General features: G+C 64.8%; 2 protein-coding genes. Both read left to right on the top strand.

Features of this window, described 5'->3' with window-relative positions; translation table 11 throughout:
- A partial coding sequence (locus VKP62_09830) for a flotillin domain-containing protein (protein ID MEB3197489.1) occupies positions 1–638 on the top strand: 638 nt, incomplete at its 5' end.
- 178 nt (positions 639–816) lie between these two features.
- Positions 817–2,576, top strand: a 1,760-nt coding sequence (locus tag VKP62_09835; GenBank protein MEB3197490.1) for a polysaccharide deacetylase family protein, incomplete at its 3' end; no start/stop codon positions are given.

Raw genomic sequence — 2,576 nt, forward strand, 5'->3', positions numbered from 1 at the left:
AGGAACTCGAGGTTCAGCGCAAGGAATTCGAGCTCGAGGCCAGCGTGATCAAGGCGGCCAATGCGGAGCAGCGCCGCATCGAGATCATGGCGGAGGCCGAGCGGTTGCGCCTGGCCAAGGAAGCCTCGGGCCGGGCCGAGGCCTTACGGGCCCAAGGCATCGCGGAGGCCGAGATTGCCGCCACGCGCGGTCGCGCTGAGGCGGAAGTCGTGAAGGCCCGCGGTGAAGCGGAGGCCGAGGTCGTGCGCGCCAAGGGCCAGGCCGAGGCAGACGCCATGCAGAAGCGCGCGGATGCCTACGAACGCTACACGGAAGCGGCCATCCTGGACCGCATGCTGGCCAACCTGCCCGAGATGGCCTCGGCCTTTGCAGGCGCGCTGCATCAGGTCGACCGCATCACCATCGTGTCAGCTGGTGACGGAAAAGGTGGGCCCAGTGCGCTCACCGGCGAGGTGGCCAAGATGGTCGCGCAGATTCCAGAGGTGATTGAAAGCATCACCGGCCGCTCGGTCGGCGCCCTGCTCTCGGAGTTGAGAACGGGGCACGCCGCCGTTCCTCTGGCCGAGGGGTCGTCCGCAGGCTCCACGCCGGCCGCAAAGACGGCTCCAACATCACCCATCTCTGTGAAACCGTCCTGAAGCCACGCCAGGGAGGCTCTCTCGTTCAGGCCAGTGGGGCTGAGGCACCACTGGCTTTCTTTTTGAGGGCCACAGAGCGCGGGATCAGGGCGTGGGGCTTTACGTGCAGGGCGACCTGGGGGAGAATCAGGTCACATAATACCGCCTTCACACGGCCGCGTCTTGCGCAGGAGCCATCATGCCCCGTTCACTGTCCCTCCTTACTCGCTCTCGCAGTCCCTTGTTCATGCTGGCTTGTGCCGTCACGGCTTGCTCGCAGGCCCCCCGAGCCGAATCCCACGCGAGCACCGCCAACAGCGCTCACGCCGACGTCTCGCAGGCGGCGCAAGTCGCCACGGCCCCGGTCCTGCGCACGGCCGGTGGGGTTGCCAACGAACTGGGCTACATCCCGGTGCTGGAATATCACCGTTTTGGGCCGAAGGAAGAGCGCTGGACACGCACCCCCGCGAATTTCCGCAAAGACCTGGCCTTCCTCCACGCGAATGGCTACTACCTGATCAACATGGCGGACATGGCCGCCAAGCGCTTTGCTGTGCCGGCCGGCAAGAAACCGGTGGTGCTCACCTTTGACGACAGCACCGAGGGGCAGTTTCGTTACGTGAAGGACGCCAAAGGGCAGTACAAGACGGGCCCGAACGGCAAGAAAGTCATCGATCCGGATTGCGCCGTGGGGATGCTGGATGCGTTCCAGGCCGCCCATCCCGACTTCGGGCGCGGCAGCACGTTTTACGTCCTGCCAAGTGGATTCGACCAAGACGGCGTGATCGGGGAAAAATTCCGCTATCTGGTGGACACCGGACGGGAAATCGGCAACCACACCTGGACCCACGAAAGCCTGGCCACGCTGTCGCCCAGCAAGATCGAGGCCCACCTGAGCCGCTTGCAGGCCTTCGTCAGCAAGGAGGTGGGCAAGCCCTACCCCATCACCACCCTCGCCCTGCCCTTCGGGATCGGCCCACGGGATGCAGCCGGTTTGAACAAGGTGGTGGCGGGGGGACAGGGCCCTGGGACTTATCGCCACGCCGCGCTGCTGCTGGTGGGTGCGAACCCGGCCTACTCCCCCTATGACAAAGGCTACAAGGCCACGGGGGTGGCCCGCATCCAGTGCATCAATAGCGAATTCAAGAACTGGTTCAACCGGCCCACCGGTTCCACCGGCAAGGTCAAGGAACCCTGGCTGCCCTTCGTGAGCGATGGCGACCCGAACAGCGTGAGCTTTCCGAAAACGGCCGCGAAACGCTTCAACCCGGCAGCCTTGGCGCAGGGCCAGAAGGCCAACGCCTTCGACCCTGCCCAAGCCACCACCCAGGCAGCGGCATCCCCCTCACCCGCGATTTCCTCAATCGCCCACGCTAATATGAGTGCAGCACAACCGACCCCCAGTGCGGTCGAAACGTCAGCGAATGCGATACCGACCCCAGCGACCTCGTCATCGTCGCCGTCGCCCGGCCAGGCCCCTTCGGTGGCGCCCGCTTCCGCCGGGACACAGAAGACTGCCAAGGGGTTGGACCACCACCCCGGCTACGGCCTCAAGTTGCCCACAGGGGGCGAATACCAGCCCGGGAGCCTCCGGCACCGCGTGTCAGCGGGAGACTCTGTCGAGGCGATCGCCTGGAAATACCTGAGATTCACCGACTACTACACCTACCCGAAGTTGGCCAGCGGCATCCGCGAGCAGAATCACCTGCACCGACCGCTGAAAATTGGCGAATGGCTCACCATTCCGAAGGTGCGCCAGGCGCCGCCCAAGGCCACGCTGGTCAAGGTTCCGAAATCCTTCCCGGCCTCTGGCATCTACGTCACGGGCCATACAGCCGGCAGCGAAGCGCTATGGTCGCTGGTGAAAGAACTCAAAGCTCACGGGGGTAACACCGTGGTCTTTGACGCCAAGGACATGAACGGCCTGATCACCTACGACAGCCAGGTCCCCTTGGCTCG

The sequence above is a fragment of the Candidatus Sericytochromatia bacterium genome (assembly GCA_035285325.1).
In the GTDB taxonomy this organism is placed as follows: Bacteria; Cyanobacteriota; Sericytochromatia; order S15B-MN24; family JAQBPE01; genus JAYKJB01.